The 19471-nt window shown below is 49.1% G+C and carries 17 protein-coding genes and 1 pseudogene; 9 read left to right on the top strand and 9 right to left on the bottom strand.

Annotated features, from left to right (window positions below):
• Positions 1 to 109: 109 nt before the first annotated feature.
• Positions 110 to 301: a hypothetical protein gene (locus G5S52_RS14245; protein WP_062711126.1), complete on the bottom strand. Its 192-nt coding sequence runs from the start codon at positions 299 to 301 to the stop codon at positions 110 to 112.
• A gap of 38 nt (positions 302 to 339) precedes the next feature.
• Between G5S52_RS14245 and G5S52_RS14240 the strand changes: the two genes are divergently transcribed.
• The gene (locus G5S52_RS14240) at positions 340 to 483 is read left to right on the top strand and encodes a hypothetical protein (RefSeq protein WP_002540991.1); all 144 of its coding nucleotides are present in this window, start codon (positions 340 to 342) and stop codon (positions 481 to 483) included.
• 177 nt (positions 484 to 660) lie between these two features.
• Here the strand turns inward: G5S52_RS14240 and G5S52_RS14235 are convergent, their stop codons facing one another.
• Positions 661 to 1167, bottom strand: a complete 507-nt coding sequence (locus G5S52_RS14235) for a YfbU family protein (RefSeq protein ID WP_046307024.1) — start codon at positions 1165 to 1167, stop codon at positions 661 to 663.
• A 204-nt stretch (positions 1168 to 1371) separates the two neighbouring features.
• On the opposite strand from G5S52_RS14235, the gene G5S52_RS14230 reads away from it, so the two are divergent.
• Entirely contained in the window at positions 1372 to 2019 is a 648-nt protein-coding gene (locus G5S52_RS14230; RefSeq protein WP_165014939.1) for an energy-coupling factor ABC transporter permease, read from the top strand.
• A gap of 70 nt (positions 2020 to 2089) precedes the next feature.
• The gene (locus G5S52_RS14225) at positions 2090 to 2515 is read left to right on the top strand and encodes a GtrA family protein (RefSeq protein ID WP_165014935.1); all 426 of its coding nucleotides are present in this window, start codon (positions 2090 to 2092) and stop codon (positions 2513 to 2515) included.
• A gap of 31 nt (positions 2516 to 2546) precedes the next feature.
• Here the strand turns inward: G5S52_RS14225 and pflA are convergent, their stop codons facing one another.
• From pflA to ycaO, 5 genes and pseudogenes are all read right to left on the bottom strand, one after another.
• Complete coding sequence (gene pflA / locus G5S52_RS14220; protein WP_165014932.1) at positions 2547 to 3287, bottom strand: pyruvate formate lyase 1-activating protein; 741 nt, start codon at positions 3285 to 3287, stop codon at positions 2547 to 2549.
• A gap of 148 nt (positions 3288 to 3435) precedes the next feature.
• Positions 3436 to 4647, bottom strand: a complete 1212-nt coding sequence (locus G5S52_RS14215; RefSeq protein WP_165014929.1) for an EAL domain-containing response regulator — start codon at positions 4645 to 4647, stop codon at positions 3436 to 3438.
• A 212-nt stretch (positions 4648 to 4859) separates the two neighbouring features.
• Positions 4860 to 7135, bottom strand: a pseudogene (gene pflB, locus G5S52_RS14210) (formate C-acetyltransferase).
• A gap of 199 nt (positions 7136 to 7334) precedes the next feature.
• Positions 7335 to 8879, bottom strand: a complete 1545-nt coding sequence (locus tag G5S52_RS14205; protein WP_002541003.1) for a DUF3360 family protein — start codon at positions 8877 to 8879, stop codon at positions 7335 to 7337.
• A gap of 431 nt (positions 8880 to 9310) precedes the next feature.
• A complete protein-coding gene (gene ycaO / locus G5S52_RS14200; RefSeq protein WP_165014926.1) occupies positions 9311 to 11062 on the bottom strand; it encodes a 30S ribosomal protein S12 methylthiotransferase accessory factor YcaO in 1752 nt (583 codons plus the stop codon).
• A 162-nt stretch (positions 11063 to 11224) separates the two neighbouring features.
• Here ycaO and G5S52_RS14195 point away from each other — a divergent pair, with 162 nt between their 5' ends.
• Positions 11225 to 12385 (top strand): tetratricopeptide repeat protein, encoded by a 1161-nt coding sequence (locus G5S52_RS14195; protein ID WP_165014923.1) that lies wholly within the window; start codon positions 11225 to 11227, stop codon positions 12383 to 12385.
• Positions 12386 to 12435: 50 nt separating this feature from the next.
• Here G5S52_RS14195 and G5S52_RS14190 read toward each other — a convergent pair whose 3' ends face one another.
• Positions 12436 to 14097 (bottom strand): ABC transporter substrate-binding protein, encoded by a 1662-nt coding sequence (locus tag G5S52_RS14190; protein ID WP_165014920.1) that lies wholly within the window; start codon positions 14095 to 14097, stop codon positions 12436 to 12438.
• A 372-nt stretch (positions 14098 to 14469) separates the two neighbouring features.
• Here G5S52_RS14190 and G5S52_RS14185 point away from each other — a divergent pair, with 372 nt between their 5' ends.
• From G5S52_RS14185 to G5S52_RS14170, 4 genes are all read left to right on the top strand, one after another.
• Positions 14470 to 15240 (top strand): ABC transporter ATP-binding protein, encoded by a 771-nt coding sequence (locus G5S52_RS14185; RefSeq protein WP_002541009.1) that lies wholly within the window; start codon positions 14470 to 14472, stop codon positions 15238 to 15240.
• Positions 15241 to 15338: 98 nt separating this feature from the next.
• On the top strand, positions 15339 to 16103 hold the full coding sequence (locus G5S52_RS14180; protein WP_002541011.1) for a transporter substrate-binding domain-containing protein: 765 nt from the start codon (positions 15339 to 15341) through the stop codon (positions 16101 to 16103).
• Positions 16104 to 16404: 301 nt separating this feature from the next.
• On the top strand, positions 16405 to 17106 hold the full coding sequence (locus G5S52_RS14175; protein WP_165014918.1) for an ABC transporter permease: 702 nt from the start codon (positions 16405 to 16407) through the stop codon (positions 17104 to 17106).
• A gap of 11 nt (positions 17107 to 17117) precedes the next feature.
• A complete protein-coding gene (locus G5S52_RS14170) occupies positions 17118 to 17840 on the top strand; it encodes an ABC transporter permease (protein WP_002541015.1) in 723 nt (240 codons plus the stop codon).
• A 131-nt stretch (positions 17841 to 17971) separates the two neighbouring features.
• Here the strand turns inward: G5S52_RS14170 and xthA are convergent, their stop codons facing one another.
• Positions 17972 to 18778, bottom strand: coding sequence for an exodeoxyribonuclease III (gene xthA, locus G5S52_RS14165; RefSeq protein ID WP_165014915.1), 807 nt, complete (start codon positions 18776 to 18778; stop codon positions 17972 to 17974).
• A 210-nt stretch (positions 18779 to 18988) separates the two neighbouring features.
• On the opposite strand from xthA, the gene G5S52_RS14160 reads away from it, so the two are divergent.
• Positions 18989 to 19420, top strand: coding sequence for a hypothetical protein (locus tag G5S52_RS14160; RefSeq protein ID WP_165014912.1), 432 nt, complete (start codon positions 18989 to 18991; stop codon positions 19418 to 19420).
• Positions 19421 to 19471: the final 51 nt, after the last annotated feature.

Below are 19471 nucleotides of genomic sequence, written 5' to 3'. Positions count from 1 at the left end.
TCGTTCCTCAGTGGTGATTGGGTACAGGAAACGCCGCTGACGGCAGATAATAGGTGGCCGTCACCGGTGCTTTGTACCAGACAAAAATAATGGGTAACGCTGGCAGACCTTACTCAGGCATCTGAAGCGACAGTTCGAAAAGCACGGTTTCCGCGCTGCGTGTTCGCTTTAACGATGCCCGTTTCCTGCGCACATGAGTCGACAGGTTCTGGGGCTTGTTTTGCGGGTGGATGTTAGCTGCGGTGTCGCAAAGAGTAGTCAGGCCTTCAGCCTGAACAGCGTGGTTTGCGATAGATTTCATTGCCATTCCTAAAAAGGCCGCGCTTACTGCTGCACGGTATGACAGAGAAAACGGCTCGTCTGCGTGGAAACTGCAACTTGAGGTTGTTCCAGCACATTGCAAATCAGAGGTTTGATTTGCTCGACCTAGCCCGTATACACCTCGACGGCATCATCAAAACCGGTTGGGTGCGTGGCGATTAGACAACCGATTTAGCTTGGGTGCAAATAAATTAATTTGTCACTGGCAATCAAAATTACTTGTCGATCCCTCTGTCAATACTGCGCGAGATAAGTTCAATTTAAACAGAAGGTTATGGGTGGAATTCAAATACAGAAAAGCCGCTAAAAACAGCGGCTTTTGATTGAGGTTTTTTGTGCTTATGCGCCCACGATTTGGCAAAGTTCGTTACCACACAGGTGGTACTGACGAGGGCAGTTGCGCCATACCTGCAGCATGCGCTGGTATTTCGCCAGCATTGGCGTTTGGCTGTTGAAGTGGTGTGAGCCTTTGTCGAATTGTGGGTACAAACCTTCCACATCGGTCAGGAAACGCACGTAGTTCACCAGATGTGCTTCCGTCGCGGCGTCAAAGCCCCAGAACTGAAGGCGGCGTGCATCCACATCACATTCGCAACGGGTGCCGTCTTCCAACATGCGGTAAGACTCTTGAAGTGCGTGGTGCATCTCCATGATATCAACGACCTGGCGGCACAGTTCTTCTGACATGTCGCCAAAGTCTTTATCCAATTCACGCATTTGCAGGGCATATCCACGCTCTACAATAGTTTGTAGACGACGATATTTTTCTGCGTTTTGTGGATCAAGTTGGGACATTAGCGTGTATTGATTAGATAGGATAAGACGTTGAGCGTGTGTCATTTCCATAATAGTGGCCTCGAAAGATAAAAATTCTTTATCCAAACAGTCTCTTAGTAATGATTTGAAGTGAGCAAGTTTGGCAATTCATGTGCCACAGATTAACAGTTGAAGCAGGTCATTTTTTTGATCTGGACACAGGTTAGTTACGCTTTTTTAACTTGAAAAGTGACTGAATTTTGTAGCTCAGAGCCCAAGAATAACGGAGCAAGGATGATTTACTGGCAGGTGTTTGGTTGGACGTGTTTTCTGGTGTCGCTGTGTCTTTGCCGATCGCCGCTTGGCTGGCAGAAAATGCGTACCGAAAAAGACTATCAGCACTTAGTGTTTGCCAGTGGGATCATCCTGTTTTGTTTGTGGGCATTGAAAGCGGGGATCAGCGAAGGGCTGGATATTCACTTTCTGGGAATGACAGTGCTCACGCTGTGTCATGGCCCGAGAATCGCTATCTGGATCTCAGCAATTCCATTGACCTTGATGGTGGGTTTTGGCCTGTTGCCGTTTGCCGATGTCGGGCTGTATGCGTTCACCACGGCGGTGCTTCCTGCCTTGGTCAGCTATGCGATTTTCCAGCTCTCCTACCGGTATCTTAGTCATCACCTGTTTATCTATATCTTCATCGCCGGTTTTCTTAACGCGGCGTTTACCATTGTGTTCCACCTTTGCACGGTGTCGACAGGTTACTGGGTGTCTGGTCTTCATGGCTGGGATACCATTTTCGATAATTACCTGACACTGGCGCTGTTGATCTGGTTCCCGGAAGGGCTGCTCAACGGCATGGCTGTGACTTTACTGGCGGTGTATCGCCCGCACTGGCTACGTACATTCTATGACAGGGAATACTTGTCGCCGGATAGATGATCTCCTTTTGACCTTTTTTCTACCGACCATCGGATAGATTGTCTGTTGGTTGTATCAAAAGAGAAAAGCGATGTTGGCGCAGATCAGAAAAACAGAGTGGACAGGTCTTGGCACGGCAAAGGTTGTGATAGGGCAACTAAAACGGTTCTCAGGCGTGGGTATTTTTAACACTGTGCTGGGTTACGGGCTCTATGCTTTCTTCCATCTTTTTTTCGACTACGCAACGGCTTATAGCCTTTCAGTGCTGATAGGTGTGGCGTTGTCTTTTGTGCTCAATACCAAGCTGGTGTTTCAAACTAAATTGTCCTGCGCGAAATGCCTGCGTTTTGTCCTGGTGTGCTTGGCGCAATATGGCATTGGATTGATGGCTTTGAAAGGGTGGGTGGAGTACGTCGGGGTCGATGACTTACTCGCGCCTTTGTTAGTGTTGGCTTTAACGATACCGCTTGGATTTGCGGGTTTTCGGTGGGCGTTGATGGATAAGAAAATGGCTTGAGTCTTTGCTCAAGCCATACAAGATTTCTCTATCAGTAAACCACTTTGTGGCCGTAGCCTTCCAGAATCGCTTTTAGCGTTTCCATGGTTTCTTTCTTCGGTGGGCTGACATCTTTCAGCTCATACTCGTAACCCAGCGCTTCCCACTTGTGGGCACCCAGCTGGTGGTATGGCAGCATTTCGACTTTCTCGATGTTGTCCATGTCTTTGATGAACTCACCCAGACGGTGTGCCGACTCTTCATCGTCGGTGTAGCCAGGAACCACCACGTAACGAATCCAGGTTTTCTGGCCACGCTGATGCAGGTAGCGGGCGAAATCCAGTGTACGTCGGTTGGATACGCCAATCAGATCTTTGTGGATGTCGTCGTTCATTTGTTTCAGATCCAGCATCACCAGATCGGTGGCATCCAACACTTCGTCAACAACATCAGTGTGCTTGCGGATGTAACCATTGGTATCCAGACAGGTATGAATGCCTTCGGCTTTTGCTGCACGGAAGAAATCACGCACGAATTCAGGTTGAAGCATGGCTTCACCGCCGGATGCTGTGACACCGCCACCGGAGGCATTGATGAAGTGGCGGTAGGTCACCACTTCTTTCATGATTTCTTCGACAGTGACCTCTCGGCCATCATCCAGATCCCACGTATCACGGTTGTGGCAGTATTTGCAGCGCATCAGGCATCCTTGCATGAAAACGATAAATCGAATGCCAGGACCATCAACGGTTCCACAAGACTCAAAAGAGTGAATACGGCCAATCACCGACATGAGCATCTCCAAAACTACTGTAAAAAGTAAGGTGTTATTTTATTACAGAAACGTGGTGACCTAAAGGGAATATGGCCCTAATGCAGCCATATGAGACGTGAAATTGTAAGGAAAGGAGAAAGGCGCGAATACCGCGCCATTACTGGGATTAGATTTCGATGGTGTTGAGGGCAATTGGGGGGCACAGCGTGCGACTTTCCAGCACGGAATCCCACAGTGTTTGCCAGTGCTTCAATTGGTCTGCCGGCATAGGGCGGGCAATGAAAAAGCCCTGACCATAATCGCAGCCCATGTCGCGAAGCGAATGCCAGACTTCAATGCACTCAATACCTTCAGCCACCGAAGCGACGCCAATGCGGTTGGCAACCAAGTTACTGGCTTCTACCAAGGCGAAGGCAGTGCGCGAACTTAGCATTGGTAGCACCAGGTTAAGGCCGATTTTCAGGGAATCGAGCGGCAGGAATTCGACCTGCTGTAACGTGCTGTAGCCTGAGCCGAATTCGTCAATCGCGATACGGAAGCCATTGAGAAGTAGGCGGGAAGCCGCTTCTTGTAGCTGAGCGATCTGCGAAAAGTTATCTGGCTCGTGAAGCTCAAAATAAATCAATTGATTGAGGTTGGGGTATTGATGGCCAAGATCAATCACTTCGTCCACAAAGTTCAGTTCGATAAGATTGTTCACGGAAACATTGATGCCGACTGGGTGACCATCGAGGTGAGTTTGATTGGCAATCACGGCGTTGATCACCGAAAAGGTCAGCTCAGATTCCAGGTTCAAATTTGATAACTGGGAAAGAAAAGATATCGGGGTGAGGGTTCCCCGTATCGGATGTTTCATCCGCTGTAATGCTTCACAGGCTACCCACTCACCGGTATCAAATCGCACGATAGGTTGAAACCAAGTTTCAAACAAATTCGCTTTCCAGGCTTCCAGCACTTCGTCGTCAGTAAGGGGAAGCAGATCCTGCGGATAATCGGTGTCGTGCTCCATCGCCAGTGTCAGGTAATACTTCAGCAGGGGGATAGAAGCAGGTTTTGGTAATACCCCGAGAACGTTGAGGCTCATGTGCTCACACATGCTTTTGACGGTATCCATTACCTTCTGAGAAGAAGCACTGGTGATCACAATGCATCCCATAAAACCGCGTTCGGCGGCATTGCTCAACAACCTGATGCCATCCATGTCTGGCAATTCCAGATCACAGAACACCAAATCCGGCTTACCGTGTAGGATTTTCTCAAGCGCAACACTGCCGGATTCAGCAAAAATAAGTGTGTCGTCTCCTGAAAGGAGCTGCATCAATTGCCCGGCAATCACATCTCGTTGGAAGGGATGGTCTTCCACTAGCAAGATATTCATGGCGTTCCCCTAAAGCGCACATGGTGGCATCGAACGGCGATGCGAAAGTTGTTGTGATAGAACAGCTTGCTTTCAGTATGGTCGTTAATTTTATGAGCGTCGACAGAACGTCATGCGGTTAGAGGGAAGGGCTATAGCGCCATTTGCTTTTGAAACAGGCATAAAAAAACACCTCCCGGAGGAGGTGCTTTTCAATTCAATGAATCCTCAGATTACAGAGATTCAGTGAAAGTACGTGCGATAACGTCTTTCTGCTGTTCCGCAGTCAGAGAGTTAAAGCGAACTGCGTAACCCGATACACGGATAGTCAGCTGTGGGTACTTCTCTGGGTGCTTAACTGCGTCTTCCAGAGTGTCACGGTTCAGAACGTTAACGTTAAGGTGCTGACCGCCTTCGATACCAGACTCGTGGTGGAAGTAACCATCCATCAGACCAGCAAGGTTAGCTTTCTGCGTGTCACCGTCTTTACCCAGTGCGTTAGGCACGATAGAGAAGGTGTAAGAGATACCGTCTTTCGCGTGAGCAAATGGCAGTTTACCTACAGAAGTCAGAGAGGCTACTGCACCTTTCTCGTCACGACCGTGCATTGGGTTTGCACCTGGTGCGAATGGCGCGCCTGCACGACGACCGTCTGGCGTGTTACCTGTCTTCTTACCGTACACAACGTTTGAAGTGATGGTCAGGATAGACTGAGTCGGTACTGCATCGCGGTAAGTTTTCAGCTTACGAATCTTGTTCATAAACTTCTCAACCATTTCACATGCGATGTCATCAACGCGTGAATCGTTGTTACCGAACTTCGGATAGTCGCCTTCGATTTCGAAGTCGATTGCGATGCCGTCTTCGTCACGAACTGGTTTCACTTTCGCGTACTTGATAGCAGACAGTGAGTCAGCTGCTACAGACAGACCAGCGATACCACAAGCCATAGTACGGTAAACGTCACGGTCCATCAGAGCCATCAGAGACGCTTCGTAGCTGTACTTGTCGTGTGAGTAGTGGATAGCGTTAAGCGCAGTCACGTACTGCTTCGCCAGCCAATCCATGAAGTTGTCCAGACCGTTCCAAACTTTGTCGAAGTCCAGAACTTCGTCAGTCATTGGATCTTGCTTAGGACCAACCTGCATCTTCAGTTTTCATCAACACCGCCGTTGATTACGTACAGCAGCGTTTTCGCCAGGTTCGCACGTGCGCCGAAGAACTGCATGTGTTTACCAACAACCTGTGGAGATACACAACAAGCGATTGCGTAGTCATCGTTGTCGAAGTCTGGACGCATCAGGTCATCGTTTTCGTACTGGATAGAAGAAGTATCGATAGATACTTTCGCACAGAAACGCTTGAAGCCGTCAGGCAGTTGCTCAGACCACAGTACCGTGATGTTTGGCTCTGGGCTTGGACCCATAGTGTACAGGGTGTTCAGGAAGCGGAAGTTAGTACGTGTTACCAGCGTACGGCCGTCACAGCCCATACCACCCATAGATTCTGTTGCCCAGATTGGGTCGCCAGAGAACAGCTCATCGTATTCAGGAGTACGCAGGAAGCGAACCATACGCAGCTTCATTACGAAGTGGTCGATGATTTCCTGAGCTTCAACTTCAGTGATCTTGCCAGCAGCGATATCACGCTCGATGTACACGTCAAGGAACGTAGAAGTACGACCCAGTGACATTGCAGCACCGTTTTGAGACTTAACAGCAGCCAGGTAGCCGAAGTACAGCCACTGAACAGCTTCTTGAGCTGTTGTCGCAGGACCAGAGATGTCGTAGCCGTATTTCGCAGCCATTTCTTTCATCTGGTTCAGAGCACGGTATTGCTCTTGGATTTCTTCGCGAAGCTGCATAGTCATTTGCAGATCGTCGCCTGCTTCCAGTTTCTCTTGTAGAGAGTGGAATTGCTTCGCTTTGTCTTTCAGCAGGAAGTCTACACCGTACAGTGCTACGCGGCGGTAGTCACCGATGATACGACCACGGCCGTATGCGTCAGGCAGACCAGTCAGAACACCAGACTTACGGCATTTCAGGATATCTGGGGTGTAGATATCGAATACGCCTTGGTTGTGCGTCTTACGGTACTCTGAGTAAATTTTAGAAACCATTGGGTCTAGCTCACGGCCGTAAGCCTTGCAAGAACCCTCAATCATGCGAACGCCGCCGTTTGGCATGATTGCACGTTTCAGAGGTGCCTCAGTTTGCAGACCAACGATCTTTTCCAGATCTTTGTTGATGTAGCCTGCATCGTGAGCAGTAATGGTAGAGATTACAGAAGTGTCGAAGTCTACAGGCGCGTGAGTTGAGTTCTCAAGCTTGATGCCTTCCATCACTTTTTCCCAAAGCTTGTTAGTTGCTTCAGTACCTTCAGTTACCAGGAAAGACTCGTCGCCCTCGTAAGGGGTGTAGTTCTTCTGAATGAAGTCACGAACGTTAACTTCGTTCTGCCATTCGCCGTCAGCGAAACCTTCCCATGCTTTAGCAAATTGCTCAGACATGTTGTACCTACCTTTTTAGTAGAAGAAAACAAGTACTTAGCGACTTTGACGTCGCTCCACCGTTGAGCCAGTGGTAGTACACGATCATTAAAAAACTGTAAAAGCAAAAACGGTCTTTCAAAACGCGTTTGATTTTACGCTTTCTAGCCAAATTATGAATAGTAATTTGGGCAGCCAGTTAAGACTGCCCAAACCGTCATTACATCAGAGCAGGGATGCCGAACTGATCTTCAAGCATACCAACCGCGAGCATAGCAACCAGACAGATAATTAATACTGAACCTGGAATCACGATACGGTCTACGAAAGACAGTTTTTTCGCACGCTCTTTGTCACCAATGAGACCATTGTTGTCGAGCAGCATTGCCAGCGCCCAAGCCAGTACTGGGTTAGCAACCATTGATGCGAAGATACAGATACCTGCTGATTGTGAATCCTTAGTTTCACGAACCATCTGAACACCTGCTTCAAGCAGTGGCAGGAATACACCTACCAGCAGCGCGATACGCATTACCGGTGGCCACACTGCTACGTCCATTGGGAAACCAAGGATAGCGATGAACATCACCAAACAGCCCAGCAGAATCGCACCAGCAGGGATTGGACGCTTCGCAATCGCTGCAGGGATCATGTAAGTACCCCAAGAAGACGTGATGTTACCACCACCTACGGCAGTACCAACCATCTGGCGGATAGAACACATAGTCATTGTGTCATCCACGTCCATCAGCACTTTTTCGGTTTTCTTCGGATAGTTCAATTCTTGGAAAATACGGTGGCCCAGGAAGTCTGGAGACCACATGGCTACTGCCAGAATCGCAAATGGCAGAGAGGCGATGAAGTGCTGCAGATTTGGCAGACCCAACATCCAACCTTGCTCAGTGCTACCCCACCAGTAAACAGGGTTCAGGTTAGGCAGACCCATTTCAGTGGTGAAAGTCAGGTCGAAGCCAGCGCCCAGCGCCAGTGCCGCAATCAGACCAGTGAACGCACAGGCAGGGATTGCCAACCAGCGTTTACCGATACGCGCCAGCAGAGCGTAAAGCACTACGTTCACGGCCAGAACCACTAAGCCAACGTAACCCATGCTGCCTTTCGCGACGGTCGCGGACTCAAGGCCTTTGGCCCAAGTCTGAATGTCAGCGATTTGGCTCATTGCACCGGTGAAACCGAGGAAAATAAGAAGACCGCCGGCAACCCCTTCACTGGTGAGGTTCACCAGTTTCGAGCCACCTTTGAAGTAACTCAGCATCAAGCCGAACATACCCAGCAGCAATGCAAGCGCAAGAGGGTGAGCACCGGCTAACGCAATGGTACCGATCAGTGGGATCATTGGACCATGGTTACCAGCAAGGTTAGCGCGTGGGTTGATAAAGCCAGAGGCAAGCACACAGAACAACAGTGCAGGGATAAGCATCTCAACACGTGCTACTTCGATTGCGAACTCTTTGCCCAGATTGATGTGATCCCAAGCTTGGGTCAGGCCATCAGCCCATGACATCATTACTGCTGAGTACATCGCGATAATGCCGATGGTACCCGCCAATGCAGGAACGAGGTCTTCGAGTTCGAAACGGAAATCACGGCCAGGAAGGTTTAGCTTCCAACGGCGCGGGTTCATGATTTGAAGTTCGTGGTCCAGGTAATCTGAACGTGTCGCGAACTCTGAGGCAGGTCGGTGCTTAGCTTGATACTCGCTTTGCGCCTTATCGCCGATGTGCTCTGATGGAGCTTGAGTTGACATAAAGTCCTCTTCGTACAAAAGCAAACAGAACTGGTTACGCTCCCCGCAGGTTTTAGCTTTTATTCAGCAATGAACGCGCTGCTGATTGAGGTGAGGCCGGGAGCCAAAATTCGTTACAAACATACTAACAAACCTCTCCTGAGCAAATTTGATCTAAATCATTTTCGTGAAAGTAAATTACAGGATTTGAAAGTTGTGAGAAACGAAAAACGCTATAAATGATATGGATATTGCCGTTTTGCAGAATTCACTTTGATTTCTGAAATAAAATTACCAAAAGTGGTGCGGGAGATGTGCCACAGAAATGCACTAAATTGCTGTGAAAATACGTTGACTGTCACTTTTTCCGCACATCGTTCTTGAACAATATAAAGAAGCCTGCACGGGTTTCCCTCAAGCAGGCTTGTTCGGTACAAAATCGTAAAAAGTTATTACGCAGCGTTGGCTTTTGCTTGTTGCAGCTTTTCGTAGGAGGCCAGAAGTTTTTGATGCGCACCAAATGAGGTCAAATCTGCGCTTTCTAGCTCAAGGCCAAAGAAGCGGATGTCACCGCAGATTGAGCTCCAAACCGCTTCGGTGATGCCTTGACCGTACACAAACCCAAATGCGCGACGGTACTCTGCAGCGTCTCGCGCTTCATCCTGGGCCAGCTCCAAGCTTGCAATCAAGCAGCGCATAAACATGGTGCGCTCCTGACTGTAGATGGTGGCATTGTATTCCAAACTCCAGGTCGCGAAATCCTGTGCTGTTTCCATGTCGCCCATCGCCAGCGCCAGCAAACATTTCAGTTCGCCAATGGTGAGTGATTTCCAAGCGGTACCTGCATCAGGCAGCACGCCCATTAATTCACATACCATGTAGCTGTCATCAAAGTCTGACATTTCCAGCACATCAAACAGAGACTCAACCGACTCATCACTGAAACCCGTTGCGAGCAGCATGGACATAGCATCACGCAGATCGGTACCGCGGTTGTTGTTACAAAGCTGCACTTCTTCCGGTGGGTAGATTTCAGACCAACCCGGCACTATCACTCGGCAACAGTTCACGCTAAGGTGGCTGTAATCGGCAATGTAGGCATCCGCACCTTCTGCATGAAGTTTACCGAGCAGCCAGGAGACTTCTTCTTCTGAAGTGCCTTCGAAGTTCCACTCTGTGAATTCATAATCTGGCGTAGATTTGAACATATCCCACGAGACTGTGCCTGATGAATCGATAAAATGGGTTTCGAGGTTGTGGTGGTCCGCCACGTCTTCATCGTGGAAAGATGGCGCTTCGAAAACGTCCAGATCTTTCAGGCTGCGGCCCTGCAGAAGTTCGGTCACAGTGCGCTCGAAAGCCACCTGGAAGCGAGGGTGTGCGCCCCAAGAGGTAAAGCAAGTGCCATTGTTAGGGTTAAACAGGGTGACGCAAACAACCGGGTACTGACCACCCATGGAGGCGTCATAAACCGCAATTGGGAAACCTTCTGCCTGCATGGCTTCAATCGATGCCTGAATAGTCGGGAAACGGGCAATCACCTCAGCAGGAATTTCCGGCATGCTGATGCGCTCAGCAATGATGCGGTTTTTAATGGCGCGCTCAAACACTTCAGACAGCGCCTGACTGCGCGCTTCGGTTGCTGTGTTGCCCGCTGACATACCGTTAGAGACATAGAGGTTACCGACAATGTTCATTGGCACGTAAACAGTCTGCTGATCTTTCTGGCGGATAAACGGCAGCGCACAGATCCCACGCTCTTCGTTACCGGATTGAAGATCAACCAGATCGCTCGCCATCAGGGTTTCTTCCTGATCGTAGAAGGCGCGCATTTCATCATCGAGCAGACCTTCTGGCAGCATGTCGTCATCAGTCAGTGGAAACCATTTCTCGTTTGGGTAATGAACGAAAGGTGCCTGTGCGATCTCTTCGCCCAAATAGAAATCCGCATAAAAATAGTTGCAGGAAAGACGCTCAAAATACTCGCCGAGCGCGGAAGCCAAAGCGGCTTTCTTGCTGGCGCCTTTTCCGTTGGTAAAGTTCATTGGCGCATCCACATCGCGAATGTGAACAGACCACACATTCGGCACAGGATTGAGCCAGGAAACAGCTTCAACGTTAAAACCGGCCGCTGTCAGTTTTGCTTCAAAGTTGTTGATGGACTCTTCGAGCGCAGCGTCTTTACCAGGGATATAGGTTTTCATGGGATTCTCAGTATTTATAAGAAGGCGCGGAGTATATAGAGCCCGCTAGTAAGACGCCACGGAAGATATGTTGCGTCCCTGCAAAAAATAGACGTTTTTACAGGCGCAGTGTGTCTAATCTACGTTATATTCGAGATATCAAATCGTTATTGGCTGAGGGATATGAAACTTTTTGGTGTTGGTGTATTGCTGTTGTGTGCAAGTTTACCGGCGTTTGCCAGTGATCCGGATTTTGCCCGTCACCTGAATCGTATCGAAACCCTGCTATCGAATGATGAGGTCGATAAAGCGGCCGATCTGGCGAAAGCGATTGTTGCGGATAACGAAGAACAGAATGCCTTACATCAGCGGTTGCTTGGTTACATCTATCTCAATGAAGGTGACTACAACCGTGCGTATCTTGCCTACACCAAAGCGCTGGAATACCGAAAGTTACCTGAAAGTCTGAGACAGGATGTGCTGGGCGCGTTAGTGTCCCTTTCTATGAAGCGTGGCCGTCCGGAAGTCGCCATTCAATACGGTAAAACCTATCTGGCTGAGTTTCCTACCTTCCAGCCGGTTGAGCACCTTTATACCCGTGCGCTGTTCAGCGAAAAGAGATATGCAGAAGCGTTGAAACAGGCTAACGCCATTATTGCCCGTTACGCCGATGTGCCGGAATTTATATGGCAGATCAAACTGCTGAGTGAAGAACAGCTTCAGCAACACCGGGCGCTGATTAATACCACCCGCGTGATTCAAGATAAATTTGGTCATGACATTCGCTGGCAACGCAAGAAAGCCTCCGCCTATGCGGCATTGGGTGAAGTGCGTGCGGCGTTGAGAACTTTACGGGAAGAAGCCAAAGCCGGAGCCACGCTGACAGAGGCGGATTACCTTAACATGTCCCAATACGCGAGTATGCTGGGAGATACCGATCAGGCGAAGCGATTGCTCAATCAAGGTATCAGCTCAGAAGCTGTGACTGTGAACCGCGATGTGCTGAAACGTAAACTCCAATATCACATGCAGTCGATGGAGTGGATGGAAGCTTGGGAATTGGTGTCTTTGCTGAATAGAGAGCCTGAACTTTCTCTGGTGAAAGTGCAGGTTAAAATAGCGTCCCAACTGCAACGTTGGCAGGAAGCCGCCAATCTGGCGCAGCAGGCCATCGACATGGGGGGCAGCCGGGATGCCTTTTTGTGGGAGATCTTGGGCTTTAGCGCGATGAAAACTAACCAGCTTGAGTTGGCGCGTTCAGCATACGAAAGACTAAAGATGCTAGACCCTGACAGCGACGCAGATGTATGGCTCAAAACGTTGGAGTTAATGGGCAAGGAATAGCGTGAAGGCCCCGAGTAAAAGAAAACCCAAGCATCAGCTTGGGTTTTCTTTTATGGGGTATTCTTGGGTGACTCTTCAACAGGTTCCAATTCGAGCAATTGAATCAACCTTGGCCTTTCTGTGTACCAAATTGGCGGTACATTCGGCGTCCCGTCTTCATGTCTTCTCCAACCTTTGTAACGTGTGGTGGTGAATTCCACCGTTTCCAGCTTGTAATAAAGCGGCACAGTCACCTGATTTTCAGAAACGCGCAGATGAAGCTGGCTGACAATATCGCGCTGTTTCTGCTGATCAGTTTGAAGCAGAAAGTCATCCAACAGGTCATCCACTTTTTCGTCTTTAAAATAGTGCTGGGCAAAACGTGGCGAAGTAGGGGTTTGATAGGCGCTGTTAAAGGCTGAATTGAAATACCTGAAAGGTGTCAGGCCGGTAAAGTAGTTGGTGATGCTGAGATCGTAATTGGCGTTCGCCATGCGGGCTTCATATTCAGGAAACGGTAAAACTTCTGTTTTTACACGCAGGCCGACAGCCGCGAACATCTCCGCTGCCACATTAGAAGCAGAGATGAAGTCGCTCCAACCATTCGGTGCGATGATCCGCAGAGTCAGTGGCTCTCCAGACGGCAATTCCCGGAATCTGTCGCCGTCGATATCGACCAAGCCCAACTCGTCAAGCAGGCGTGAAGCGGCTTTGGGATGAAAGCGAATGTAGTAAAGATGCTGCTCTGCGGCCGAATTCGGTATCCAGTCCTCAAATGTTGATGCCATACCACTGGCAAATACCGCTTTTTCACCCTGCCCAAAAACCGCAACATTGATCAAAAGATCCCGTGCAAGACTCATCGACATCGCACGGCGAAAACGCACGTCTTGAATAACTTTGCGTAATTCTTCGTTGGGATGTTTGAAGTTAAACATCAAGCTGACGATGGTTGAGGGCTTATGGTGGTAATGGTAATCACGCGAATAGGAGGCGTAGTTACGCTCAATATCTGGAATAAACGCACTCGCCCAGTCAAATTCACCGTTGCTAAGACGGCTGATGAGCTCATCATTACTTTTGACCTGTGGGTAGCGAATGCAATCGACCTTGAGTTTGTCTTGTTGCCAGTAGTTGGGGTTACGGCACTGAACGATGTTATTGCTGCTAAAGGCTTTTATATCGGTAAAAGGGCCTGTGCCGATAGGATGGGCATTAAGGAAAAAACGCTTGTCAGAAATGTCCTGCCACTGGTGCATGGGAACAATAATGGCTTCCTGTAAACGATGTGCTATCTGTGCGTTTGGATGGCTTAACGAGACGTATACCTCATTTTCGCCACGTTTTTCGATGCGCTCCATCCAGTACCCGAGTGAATTGTAATCCAGTTCGGGTTCGTCTTTGAGTAGTGAAAGACTATAGACCACATCGTCTGCCGAAAAGGGAGTGCCGTCAGACCATTTAATGTCATCACGCAGCGAGAGCAGAATGCCTTTCAGGTCGGGGGATAGGGTGTAACTTTTAGCCAGACGGAAATGTGCGACGCCCTCCTCAAAAACCATCAGGGGTTCGAAGATGAAGTCTCTCGTCGTCGCCAGTGTATCGGCGCGGAAAGGGTTGTAGTTTCTGACAAAGCCATTCGACAGCTCGGGAATAATTGTAAGTGTATTGGTCGTGGCTGAGCTGGCGAAAGAGACGAGCGCGAAACACAGGGTCAGCAAGCGTGGCAACATAGCTCTCTCGATATTGATCTACAAGCAAATTTTCATCGAAATACACCCTACACTAACCACTCAAAACCATCAATCAATTCAAACTCTTGATAAAGCACTCATTCTGTTTAATTATGCATTGAAAATGACTTATTTTTTATTCACTTAAAGGTTAACAAATTGTTGCTGTTGAAACTGATGGATGTTATTTTCAGATAAACGAGCCTCAGTAGTGAAATGTGTTGTGGCACGGCAGAAAATGACAATTTACGCCATAGTTACACTGAACTCGTACCACCAAGCCATATAAAAAGAGTGCCTAAGCAGTCTTCATACCAAGACCAGGTGCTCGTATTAGCTCGGCGTGCAAACAGAAAGACAGGAGTCAAGCGCATGACGGAAGCAGTAGCGCTACAAGTCAAAGACCTTCACAAGACCTTTGGTCAACACGAAGTATTAAAAGGGATTTCACTGGACGCACACCGTGGCGATGTCATCTCTATCATCGGATCATCCGGTTCAGGTAAAAGTACCTTCCTTCGCTGCATCAACTTGCTGGAAACACCAACCGCAGGTGAAATCTGGGTGAACGGCGAACTTATCGAAATGAAAAACGGTCGCCATGGCGAAGCCGTACCCGTTAGCGAAAAACAAGTTCAACGCATTCGTTCTCGTCTGGCGATGGTATTCCAGGGCTTCAACCTGTGGTCTCACATGACAGTGCTGGAAAACGTGATTGAAGCACCTATCCATGTTTTGGGCGTACCAAAGGCAGAAGCGTTGGAACGCGCAGAAGCCTTCCTGCAGCGTGTAGGTTTGTGGGAACGTCGTGATTACTACCCAGGACACCTTTCCGGTGGTCAGCAGCAGCGCGCTGCGATTGCCCGAGCGCTTGCGGTCGAGCCTGAAGTGCTGTTGTTCGATGAACCTACCTCAGCCCTTGACCCAGAATTGGTGGGTGAAGTGCTCAACGTCATGAAAATCCTGGCGGAAGAAGGTCGTACCATGCTGGTCGTGACCCATGAAATGGCCTTCGCACGTGACGTTTCCAACCATGTGATGTTCTTACATCAAGGATTGGTGGAAGAGCAGGGCGACCCAGCTAAGCTATTTACTAATCCTGAATCGGAGCGATTACAGCAATTTATCTCTTCGATTTACTGATAGTTCTGAAATAAGAAAGTCCCGACGCGGTAAACGCATACGGCAGATGGCAAAGGAGTATCGCCATCTGGACAATATATCCATAAGGAGACAGAAAGATGAAAAAATGGTTAGTTGCTGCTGCAGTGACAGCTGCACTGGGCGCGACAGCTGTTCAGGCAAAAGATTGGACAGACGTTCGCATCGCTGTAGATGTACCTTATGAACCATTCGAATACAAAGCACCAGACGGCACCCTGACTGGTTTCGAAGTGGATCTGGGTAACGCTGTATGTGAAAACGCAAAACTGAACTGTAGCTGGGTTATCCAAGCATGGGATGGCATCATTCCTGGTCTGCAAGCGCGTAAATATGACGTGATCTTCTCATCAATGTCGATCACTGAAGAGCGCGCTAAGCAGGTATTGTTCTCAGAACCTTACTACAACACCCCAAGCGGTTTCTTCGCACCAAAAGGCTCAGGCCTTAACCCAGCCGATGTTGATTCTCTGAAAGGAAAGCGTATCGGTGTTCAGCGCGGTACCATCCAAGACAACTACGCGACTGACACGTTCGGCAAAGTAGCAGAAGTTAAGCGCTACACCACAGGTGATGATCTGGTACTGGATCTGCAAGGTGGTCGTCTGGATATCGTACTGATTGACTTCCCAGTAGGCGAATCTTCAATCCTAGGCGGTAAAGACGGTGACACCTTCGAAGCAGTGGGCGATAACGTTCAGCTGGGTAACGGTGTAGCGGCGGCATTCCGTAAGCGTGATAAAGACCTGGCAGCGATCTTCAACAAGTCTCTGTCTCAGGTGAAAGCGAACGGTACGTATGACGAGATTCGTAAGAAGTACTTTGCTTACGATATCAAAATGTAAATCTGCTTCTTAGTTGGAGCGATAGCTGCGTTGCTTGCGCGCGCTCACCCCAAGCACATAGGAAACCTATGCTCATGGGGATTCACGTGCTCGGCGCCTTGCTCTAGCTCCAACTACTTTGCAGGAACTCTGCTAGGCCTATATGGCAATGCATGGCAGATTCATCAGCCTTCTGATTTAGGGGGCTGATAAAGCTCTAGGGGGAGCGGGATTCGCTCCCTTTTGACTGATAAGCGAAAACTGAATACAAGATCCATAAAGCGGTAGTTTCGCTATCGGTTTATTCGTGCAGGAGGAAAGGATGTTAGATCTGCATGGTTATGGCCCTTCCATTTTCATGGGCGCAATATTAACCGTCGAGTTGGCGGTGCTTTCTGCTGTGATTGCGGTGTTACTGGGATTAGTAACCGCATTGGCACGACTTTCTAAGAACCGTTTTGCCCGCGGCGTGGCAACGGTCTATTCCACCGTGGTCCGGGGTGTGCCCGATCTGGTGTTGATGCTGCTGATTTTCTTCGGCGCACAAATCATGATGAACAACTTCTCTGACTGGCTCTACGAAAAATATGACATCGATATGTTCATCAATATCGATGAGTTCACAGCCGGTGTTTCTACTATTGGCTTTATCTTCGGTGCCTACATGGCTGAAACCTTCCGCGGTGCATTTCTGGCGGTCGACCGTGGCCAGTTGGAAGCAGGCACAGCGTATGGCATGAGCCCTTGGATGATCTTCCGTCGCATTATGTTCCCGCAAATGATGCGTCATGCGTTGCCTGGTATTGGTAACAACTGGCTGGTGTTGGTGAAGACGACGGCACTGGTGTCAGTCATTGGTCTGGCGGACATGACGCGCCTTGCCAAAGAAGCGGCAGGTGCGGTGAACGAACCGTTCAAATTCTTTATTCCGGTAGCATTGGTCTACCTGCTGATCACCTCCATCTCTGAGCTTGGACTCAAGCGCTTGGAGCGTAAGTTCAGTGCCGGTGTAGTAAGAGGCTAAGGAGACACGGAATGTTAGAATCAATTTATGCTTACCTCGACCAAAACGAGATTTTCACCTCGACCACCATTCTCCACTACTGGAGTGGTTTGACGGTCACTGTTCAACTGGTGTTTCTGTCGCTGGTGCTTGGTCTTATCCTGTCCGTACCATTGGCGGTTGCGAGAACCTCAAAGAACCCTTGGATTAACCGTCCAGTGTGGATTTACGTTTACATCTTCCGTGGCACGCCGCTGCTTATCCAGCTTTATCTGATTTATTACGGTGTGGCGACCATTGAAGGCATTCAACAAAGTATGTTCTGGGCAGTTGTCGAAGATGCTTTCTATCCATGTCTGTTTGCTTTTGTGTTGAACACGGCCGCATACACAACGGAAATCCTCCGTGGTGCCATGGTGGCAACACCTGCAGGTGAAATCGAAGCAGGCAAGGCTTACGGCATGTCCCGCTTTACGATTCTGCGCCGCATCATCTTGCCATCATCATTCCGTCGCGCACTGCCCGCATACAGCAACGAAGTTATCTTCATGCTGCATGCAAGCTCTATTGCGTCGGTCGTGACCATCATCGACCTTACAGGCGCAGCAAGGGACATCTACGCACGTTTCTACGCGCCATTTGATGCCTTCCTGTTTGTGGCGGCTATCTACCTGTGTCTGACCTTCGCTATTGTTTACGGCTTTAAGCGACTAGAACACCGCTGGCACAGACATTTGAGACCGTTGGAGTCTTAAGAGCAGGTTCTAGGAAGAGCAGATCCTAGGAAAAGCAAGATACAAAAAACCGCCAATGAATGGCGGTTTTTCTTTTTGGGCTTTGGCTCTTCCCTAGGGCCTAGGACCTTCTCTTCCTAGGCCCTTCTATCCTACTTAAACTCCGCCCATATCGGCGCGTGGTCGGAAGGTTTTTCAATACCACGGAGTTCGTAATCAATACCCGTATCAATGCAGTCTGCTGCCAGTGAAGGCGTTGCCAGAATCACGTCGATGCGCAGGCCGCGGTTGTCGTCAAAGCCGCGGGAGCGGTAATCGAACCACGAGAACTTGTCGTCGGCATCAGGGAACTGCTGGCGGAAGGTGTCCACAAAGCCCCAGTTCATCAATGTTGCCAGCATTTCGCGTTCTTCCGGCTGGAAGGAACACTTACCGGTTTTCAGCCAGCGCTTACGGTTCACTTCACCAATACCGATATCCAAATCAATCGGGCTGATGTTGATATCACCCATCACAATCAGTTTCTCGTCATTGTTGTGCGAGGTGTTGAGGTAAGTCATCAAATCTTGGTAGAACTTACGTTTGGCAGGGTACTTGGTTTCGTGGGCGATGTTTTCACCTTGCGGGAAGTAGCCATTCAGCACCGTCACTTCACTGCCATCGTCTTGTTTAAAGGTTGCCATGATCATACGGCGTTGCGCGTCTTCCTCGTCGGTCGGGAAGCCTTTTTGTACTTTTACTGGCTCTTGTTTGCATAGCATTGCAACCCCGTAATGCGCCTTTTGACCATGGAAATAGACTTTATAGCCCATCGCTTCGACGTCTTCGACAGGAAAAGCTTCATCATGAACCTTGATTTCCTGCAGGCCGATAACGTCCGGTTGATGCTTTTCAATCAGTGCCTGAAGTTGGTGAAGGCGGGCGCGCAATCCATTGATATTAAAAGAAATGACTTTCATGCTGATTTACTTCTCTTTGTCTGAAGTCCATTGAGGTGTGCCCAGTTTATCTGAAATTACTACAGCTCGCAGAACATTAGTGTCTTACTATCGATGCAAGTTCGTCCCATTCGTAAAGCAGCTTCTTTTTATTGCAACTATGCTTGTAAAGAAAAGAATCTTCGGACACTCAAGGTGTTATCGTTTTTTGAGCGAAGGGAGCGCGAACTTATGAATGTGGTTTCATTAATGAAACTTTCAGTGGCTTCACTGACAATAACCTTGGTTGCGGGGTGCAGCGAGTACGGCGATTTCACACAAGAACAAATCTGTCGGGCGAGCTTGGCCGCTATCAAAGGAAAAAGTCCTTCTATCATGATGGTTGATAAAAAAGAAATCGAACCAGAGACGGAGCTGGAAGTGTTCCATATCTCCTATAAGCGGCCGGATGATGGCAAGCGCTGGCATTACCGCTGTAAGGTCGATAAAACCCGAGCCGTGTGGGCACAGGGCAAAGATGGCCGCTGGCGAGATCAGGCTCAGGATCCCACGGTAAGGTTCAAAATTGAAGGGGAAGATATTCTGATCCACGAAACCTTCCCTGACGGAAGTACCGCTCTGGATATTAGCTTCAGCATCTACATGCTGGGCGGTAAATCTTAACCTCTCCCCCTGATCCCGGCAGCGTCATCGCCGGGGTCATCTTACTCTTGT

The sequence above is a fragment of the Grimontia sedimenti genome (assembly GCF_011045095.1).
Classification (GTDB): domain Bacteria; phylum Pseudomonadota; class Gammaproteobacteria; order Enterobacterales; family Vibrionaceae; genus Enterovibrio; species Enterovibrio sedimenti.
This window is presented reverse-complemented; position numbering and strand designations above follow the sequence as displayed.

What these genes read in the sequence shown, in the direction of transcription:
- G5S52_RS14235 (WP_046307024.1), bottom strand. Translation starts at nt 1,167, where the DNA reads ATGGAAATGACACACGCTCAACGTCTTATCCTATCTAATCAATACACG.
- G5S52_RS14240 (WP_002540991.1), top strand. Translation starts at nt 340, where the DNA reads ATGACAGAGAAAACGGCTCGTCTGCGTGGAAACTGCAACTTGAGGTTG.
- G5S52_RS14215 (WP_165014929.1), bottom strand. Translation starts at nt 4,647, where the DNA reads ATGAATATCTTGCTAGTGGAAGACCATCCCTTCCAACGAGATGTGATT.
- G5S52_RS14160 (WP_165014912.1), top strand. Translation starts at nt 18,989, where the DNA reads ATGAATGTGGTTTCATTAATGAAACTTTCAGTGGCTTCACTGACAATA.
- G5S52_RS14205 (WP_002541003.1), bottom strand. Translation starts at nt 8,879, where the DNA reads ATGTCAACTCAAGCTCCATCAGAGCACATCGGCGATAAGGCGCAAAGC.
- ycaO (WP_165014926.1), bottom strand. Translation starts at nt 11,062, where the DNA reads ATGAAAACCTATATCCCTGGTAAAGACGCTGCGCTCGAAGAGTCCATC.
- G5S52_RS14170 (WP_002541015.1), top strand. Translation starts at nt 17,118, where the DNA reads ATGTTAGAATCAATTTATGCTTACCTCGACCAAAACGAGATTTTCACC.
- G5S52_RS14225 (WP_165014935.1), top strand. Translation starts at nt 2,090, where the DNA reads ATGTTGGCGCAGATCAGAAAAACAGAGTGGACAGGTCTTGGCACGGCA.
- pflA (WP_165014932.1), bottom strand. Translation starts at nt 3,287, where the DNA reads ATGTCGGTGATTGGCCGTATTCACTCTTTTGAGTCTTGTGGAACCGTT.
- xthA (WP_165014915.1), bottom strand. Translation starts at nt 18,778, where the DNA reads ATGAAAGTCATTTCTTTTAATATCAATGGATTGCGCGCCCGCCTTCAC.
- G5S52_RS14190 (WP_165014920.1), bottom strand. Translation starts at nt 14,097, where the DNA reads ATGTTGCCACGCTTGCTGACCCTGTGTTTCGCGCTCGTCTCTTTCGCC.
- G5S52_RS14230 (WP_165014939.1), top strand. Translation starts at nt 1,372, where the DNA reads ATGATTTACTGGCAGGTGTTTGGTTGGACGTGTTTTCTGGTGTCGCTG.
- G5S52_RS14245 (WP_062711126.1), bottom strand. Translation starts at nt 301, where the DNA reads ATGAAATCTATCGCAAACCACGCTGTTCAGGCTGAAGGCCTGACTACT.
- G5S52_RS14195 (WP_165014923.1), top strand. Translation starts at nt 11,225, where the DNA reads ATGAAACTTTTTGGTGTTGGTGTATTGCTGTTGTGTGCAAGTTTACCG.
- G5S52_RS14175 (WP_165014918.1), top strand. Translation starts at nt 16,405, where the DNA reads ATGTTAGATCTGCATGGTTATGGCCCTTCCATTTTCATGGGCGCAATA.
- G5S52_RS14180 (WP_002541011.1), top strand. Translation starts at nt 15,339, where the DNA reads ATGAAAAAATGGTTAGTTGCTGCTGCAGTGACAGCTGCACTGGGCGCG.
- G5S52_RS14185 (WP_002541009.1), top strand. Translation starts at nt 14,470, where the DNA reads ATGACGGAAGCAGTAGCGCTACAAGTCAAAGACCTTCACAAGACCTTT.